The sequence below is a fragment of the Cupriavidus sp. 01L46 genome (assembly GCF_056399905.1).
Window position 1 is genome coordinate 1 of sequence record NZ_JBFTSF010000330.1, and the last position, 6,232, is coordinate 6,232.

5 protein-coding genes are annotated in these 6,232 nt (G+C 66.8%); 1 reads left to right on the top strand and 4 read right to left on the bottom strand.

The genetic code is table 11. The features are described 5' to 3' along the window. From rtcA to AC1DS3_RS33280, 3 genes are all read right to left on the bottom strand, one after another. Positions 1 to 808: RNA 3'-terminal phosphate cyclase (gene rtcA / locus AC1DS3_RS33270; RefSeq protein WP_477128832.1), on the bottom strand; the 808-nt coding region annotated here is incomplete at its 3' end. Positions 809 to 888: 80 nt separating this feature from the next. Further along, a complete protein-coding gene (locus AC1DS3_RS33275) occupies positions 889 to 2,115 on the bottom strand; it encodes an RtcB family protein (RefSeq protein WP_441639464.1) in 1,227 nt (408 codons plus the stop codon). A gap of 381 nt (positions 2,116 to 2,496) precedes the next feature. Then, positions 2,497 to 4,059, bottom strand: a complete 1,563-nt coding sequence (locus AC1DS3_RS33280) for an RNA-binding protein (RefSeq protein ID WP_441639465.1) — start codon at positions 4,057 to 4,059, stop codon at positions 2,497 to 2,499. A 214-nt stretch (positions 4,060 to 4,273) separates the two neighbouring features. On the opposite strand from AC1DS3_RS33280, the gene rtcR reads away from it, so the two are divergent. Next, the gene (rtcR, locus tag AC1DS3_RS33285) at positions 4,274 to 5,869 is read left to right on the top strand and encodes an RNA repair transcriptional activator RtcR (RefSeq protein ID WP_441639466.1); all 1,596 of its coding nucleotides are present in this window, start codon (positions 4,274 to 4,276) and stop codon (positions 5,867 to 5,869) included. On the opposite strand, the gene AC1DS3_RS33290 is transcribed toward rtcR, so the two are convergent. After that, a partial coding sequence (locus AC1DS3_RS33290; protein WP_477128833.1) for a serine hydrolase occupies positions 5,866 to 6,232 on the bottom strand: 367 nt, incomplete at its 5' end. The two genes, rtcR and AC1DS3_RS33290, sit on opposite strands and share 4 nt — an antisense overlap.

A 6,232-nucleotide genomic window follows, 5' to 3' on the forward strand; every position in this document is an offset into this window, starting at 1 on the left:
GGCGGCACGCGGCGGCGGCCACGCTTTCCGCGGAGCGGCCCTTCTCGCCGAACTCGCAGAAGACCTCGGTCACGTGCTCGTGCGGCAGCGTCAGCAGCACGGCGTTGCCGGGGCCTTCCTCGTGGCGCAGGCCACCCACGTGCAACTGGCTGGCGTCCCATCCCATCTGCTCGCCAACGAGGTCGAGCTCGCGGCGAGCTACGTGGAACGGGACGCCGGCGATCAGCACACGCGCATCGGGCTTGCCGGATGCGCCACGCGCGTCCAGCGCCAGCGGGCGCCAGGCCGCGCCCGAGCGTCCGCTTACTGTCAGCTCACCGCCGCCGGCGGGATAGAAGCCGTGGCGGCGCAGCGCGAGCTCGGCAGGCGCGCCCATGCGGGCCATCAGCGGCAGCCAGGCGTCGCGCAGGAAGGTGGYTGAGGGCGCCATGGGGTTGTGGGTGCCGCCGGACAGGGTGAGCGTGAAGCCGTCGTCGCCTGCGGCGGACCACAGCGCCGGCAGCAGGGTCTGCAGCACCAGCGTGCAACTGCCGGCGGAGCCGATGGCAAAGTCGTAGTTGCCGGCGCGCACGGGCCCCGGCTCGAATGTCAGCGCTGTCGAACCGATCGCCGCACCTTCGGTGCGCGCGCCGCTGATGGCCTGCGCCGCCACCACGGCGGTCAGGTGCTGGCGCATCAGCCCGGGCTTGCTGCGCCGGGCGCGCACGTTGGCGATATGCACGGGCGTGCCGGYCACCATGGCAAGCGACAGCGCGGTGCGCAGGATCTGGCCCCCGCCCTCGCCGTAGGAACCGTCGATTTCAATCATCACGGAAAACTCTTCTGTTCTTGTTGTTATGCCAGCGCCGCCAGGGACAGGTTCGTCCCCGGCGGCGGCAGTTGCTGCCTTCAGCCCTTCACGCACACCACCTGCTTGAGCGTGTGGACGATCTCGACCAGGTCGGACTGCGCCGCCATCACCGCGTCGATGTCCTTGTAGGCCATCGGGATCTCGTCGATGACTTCGGCATCCTTGCGGCACTCGACGCCTTGCGTGGCCAGTCGCTGGTCTTCCACCGAAAACTGGCGCTTGGCTTCGGCGCGGCTCATGGTGCGGCCCGCGCCGTGGCTGCAGGAGCAGAACGATTCCGCATTGCCCTTGCCACGCACGATGTAGGAGCGCGCGCCCATCGAGCCCGGGATGATGCCAAGCTCGCCGGCCTTGGCGCTGACCGCACCCTTGCGGGTGACCAGCACGTCTTCGCCGAAGTGGCGCTCCTTCTGCACATAGTTGTGGTGGCAGTTCACCGCCTCCATCTCCGTGGCAAAAGGCTTGCCGATCACGGCGCGCGCGGCGTCCAGCACGTTGGCCATCATCGTCTCGCGGTTGCGGCGCGCGTACTGCTGCGCCCACTCCACCGCGAACACGTAGTCTTCATAGTGACTGCTGCCTTCCACCAGGTAGGCCAGGTCGCGGTCGGGCAGGTTGATGAAGTGCCGGCGCATATCCGCTTGCGCCAGCTCGATAAAGGTGTTGCCGATGGCATTGCCCACCCCGCGCGAGCCCGAGTGCAGCATGAACCAGACAGACTGGCTCTCATCCAGGCAGACCTCGATAAAGTGGTTGCCGGTACCCAGCGTGCCCAGGTGGTTGCGGTTGTTGGTGCGCGCCAGCTTCGGGTACTTCTGCGTGACGCGCTCGAAGCCACCTGCCAGCGCGGCCCAACTCGCGTCCACCGCATCCGGCACCTCGCCCCAGGCGCCCTTGTCGCGCCCGCTGCGGTTATTGGAGCGGCCGTGCGGCACGGCCTTCTCGATGGCGCTGCGCAGCGGGCCGAGGCTATCGGGCAGGTCGCTGGCGGTTAGCGTGGTCTTGACGGCGATCATGCCGCAGCCGATGTCCACGCCCACCGCCGCCGGGATGATGGCGCCGCGCGTGGGGATCACCGAGCCGATGGTGGAACCCTTGCCCAGGTGTACATCCGGCATCACGGCCAGATGCTTGAAGATGAACGGCATCTGTGCGGTGTTGGCGAGCTGCGCGCGCGCGCCGTCATCGACGGGCACGCCATGGGTCCACATCTTGACCGGGCGGCCGGTGCCGGACTGGAATACGTCGTAATTCTCCTTGCTCATGTCTTCATCTCTCTTTGCCTTGCGGCGGGACTACGCTGGCGTTGGCCAGCAAGATACCAAATAAGGTGGACGGCTAATGGTTGTGGAACCGGCACTCTAATCGTAGGGCAATGCGGCATCGCCACGACAAGGATCGGCAGGATTTACGCTGCATATGCCGCAGCGGCCGGAATTGAACCGGCAATCACCAGATGTAATCCTGGCCAGCATTCGTGGCGAGTCCGCATACCGCAGGCGCCACGCGCGGCGGCTGGGGTATGCTGGCTCGGGGGCGGTAACCAGCGACAAGGGATAGGACAGACAAGCCTCGGATGTAGTCTGCCCGGCATTCGCCAGTCACCGCCGAACTTCACAACTTCACAACTTCACAACCTCATAACTTCACAACGCCGTGGCCGAGATCTCGCCCACCCAGTGGCCGGCCTGCAGCTGCCCGGCGGCGAAGGCGGCGACGATCTGGAACACCGAGTCGGAGAAGCCCCCGATGTTCAGGATGTCGTCGCGATCCGGTGCCTGGCTGGACACGTAGGGCTGCATATCCAGGCACACCAGCCGCGCCTTGGGATTGCGCTGCCTGAAACGCTCCCACTCCCGCAACGTGGCCGTTTCGCCATGGCGTGCATCCATCCACGACTGGTTGTCCGACACCAGCATGACCACGTCGGCACACACGCGGCGATGGTTCAGCCACGCCAGCGGCGCGCTGCAGTTGGTGCCACCCGCGCCGATCGCCGCCATCTTCTGCGCGTTGGTCATCACCGTGTCGCGCGGGTTCAGCGTCAGCTTCACCACTTCCTCCTTGAACGGCAGCACCATCGTGTCCGGCTGCTTGCGCAGGAAGGTTGCAGCGACCAGCGCCGCGGCGTCCACGCAGCGCACCGCGCTGCTCGACCCCGCCCGGTAGCCCGTCACCGGCGAGTGCATGGAGCCCGACACATCAGGACAAACCACCATGCGGCCCGCCACCGGCGGCACATTGGCCAGCGCCAGTTCCAGCGCATCCTGCAAGGCCTCGCGCACGCCCGCCGGCATGTCTTCCCCGGCGGCGTGGTACGCGGCCAGCAACTGGTACGGAAACACCCGGGCCCGCGCAATGGCATCGGCCTGCCGCAGCTTTGCCGCGATCTCGTCCGCCATGCCCGGCAGGGCAAACACGCCGTGGCGCGCAAAGGTGTTCAGGTTCATGCGCACCATCTGCCAGCCGCCATGGCGTGCCACCTCGGCCCAGGCCTGGGTATCCAGGTCCAGCGACGCCAGCATCTGGAACGGCACAGCCGGCACCGGTGCCTGCCGCCCTTCGGCCCGCGCCAGCTTGTAGGCCTCCAGGGCCTGCGTCACCGGCGGCAGCGCAGACACGTCATACGGCTTGCCGATCAGCCGGGCAAAGAAGGCGGCACGCCAGGCTTGCGCCGGCTTCGGGTGCACCATCTTCACCACATCGGCCAGCGACGGGCTGGTACCCACCGATGCCGACAGCAGCGCACGCTCATCGGCCGTGTTGAGCCATTGCTGCACTAGCTTCTTGGGCCGCGTGCCCAGCGACTTTCGGCCCGCCGCGCCGCTGCGCAGGATCTGCACAAAGGTGCGCAGCATCTTGCCGTTGTCGATCACGCGGCCGAACACCGCCGGCAGGTACTGCGGGCCCTGCACGGTCAATGCGGCCAACAGCAGGGCCGGCATGTCCTTCATATAGCCGCGCTCGCGGCAATACACGGCGGCCTTGGCGATAAAGGCCGGATCCACGTCCTCGCACAGCGCCATCACGGCGTCGAGCTGCGCTTCGGCGCTGGCATAGAAGGTGCCGTTCAGGCAGCCCGTTGCCGCGTACTGCGCCAGGCGATGTTCGCGTCCCAGGGCATAGGCAGCGCCGCCCGCCTCGTTGATCGCGTCTGCCGGTGGCAGGAAGCGGCCACGCAGGCTTTGGAACAGATTGGTATTTGCCATTTGCATTCTCCGCTGGAGACAAGGTTGCGTCGGATTCGATGGTCTCTATTTCGCAATCGGCGTGCCAGGGGCTGCAGGCAAGCATCAACAAATATACAACCCTATGATTCAAAACGATTTTTATTGAATTTCGCCAGGAAATGCGCCAGTCTCCAGCTTGTTATCCCCGCCTAATATCTATATATTTATCTAGTTTTCTATAAATACAAAGAACATGAAAAAGGTCGTCATCGGCTTCATCGGCACGCAGCTCGACCGGGGCAAAGGCTCCGCGCGCTGGGAAAAATGGCGGCCCAGTGTGGCGCTGTGCCAGCACGAAGACCTGCTGCTGGATCGCTTCGAGCTGCTTTATACCGGCCGCCACCGGGCGCTGGCCGAGCAGGTCGCAGCCGACATCGCCAAGGTCTCGCCGCAGACGGAGGTCAGGCTGAACCTGCTGGCGCTGGAGGATCCCTGGGATTTCAGCGAGGTCTATGCTTCGCTGCATGAGTTCACGCGCGGCTACCGCTTCGATACGGAGCGCGAGCAGTACTGGGTACACATCACCACCGGCACCCACGTGGCGCAGATCTGCCTGTTCCTGCTGACCGAGGCGCGCTACCTGCCGGCCTGCCTGTTGCAGACCTCGCCGCCCTTGCGGCAGGCCAGCGGCCAGCCGGGCCACTACGCCGCCATCGATCTCGACCTGTCCCGCTACGACCAGCTGGCCGCGCGCTTCTCGCGCGAGCAGCAGGATGCGGTGTCGTTGCTCAAATCCGGCATTGCCACCCGCAACGCCGCCTTCAACCAGATGATCGACGAGATCGAGCGCGTGGTGCTGCGCTCGCGCGCGCCGGTGCTGCTGACCGGCCCGACCGGCGCCGGCAAGTCGTTCCTGGCGCGGCGCGTGTTCGAGCTGAAGAAGGGCCGCCACCAGCTCAGCGGCGGCTTTGTGGAAGTGAACTGCGCCACCATCCGCGGCGACGGCGCCATGTCGGCGCTGTTCGGCCACGTCAAGGGTGCATTTACCGGCGCGCAGGGCGAGCGCACGGGCTGGCTGCGCTCGGCCCATCAGGGCTTGCTGTTCCTGGATGAGATTGGCGAGCTGGGGCTGGACGAGCAGGCGATGCTGTTGAAAGCCATCGAGGAGAAGCGCTTCTTTCCGGTAGGCGGCGACAAGGAAGTGCAGAGCGATTTCCAGCTGATCGCCGGCACCAACCGGGACCTGCGCGCCGAGGTGCGCGCCGGGCGCTTTCGCGAGGACCTGTTTGCCCGCATCAACTTGTGGACCTACCGGCTGCCGGGGCTGGCCGAGCGCCCGGAGGACGTGGAGCCCAACCTGGACTACGAGCTCGTGCGCCAGGCGCGCGAGCTCGGCAGCCAGGTGCGCTTCAACAAGGAAGCGCGCCAGGCCTGGCTGGATTTTGCCGTATCGCCGCAGGCCTGCTGGCGCGGCAACTTCCGCGACCTCGCCGCGTCGGTGACGCGCATGATGACGCTGGCCGACAGCGGCCGCATCGATACCAGCGTCGTGGACGCGGAAATCGCGCGGCTGAACGACTCGTGGCAGGACGGCGCCCAGCAGGCGGTGGCGCAGGGCCAGGCGCTGGCCATCCTGGATCCCGCCGTGCTGGCCGCCACGGACCCGTTCGACCTGGTGCAGCTCGACTATGTGCTGGGCGTGTGCCGCCGAAGCAAGAGCCGGGCCGAGGCCGGGCGCACGCTGTTTGCCGTATCGCGGCTGGGCAAGAGCAGCAGCAACGACAGCGACCGGCTGGCCAAGTACCTCGGCAAATTCGGCCTGACCTTCGCCGCCGCGAGCCAGTCCTAGCTGAGCGCCTCGACCGCGATCCGCGCGGCGGAGGCCAGCACGTCGTTGCGATAGGCGGCGTCCTTGCCGGGTTGCATGAAATAGATGGCCAGCACGATGGGCGGTTTTCCGGGCGGCCATGCCACACCGATGTCGTTGGCCGTGCCGTAGTCGCCGGAGCCCGTCTTGTCCGCCACCTGCCAGTCCGCCGGCACGCCGGCGCGGATCCGCGTGGCGCCGGTGGTATTGCCGCGCATCCATGCCACCAGCTGTTCGCGCTCTGCCACGCCCAGCGCATCGCCCAGCGCGAGCCGTTGCAGGCTAGCCGCCATGGCCGCGGGAGTCGACGTATCGCGCGGGTCGCCAGGCAGTGCGGTGTTGAGC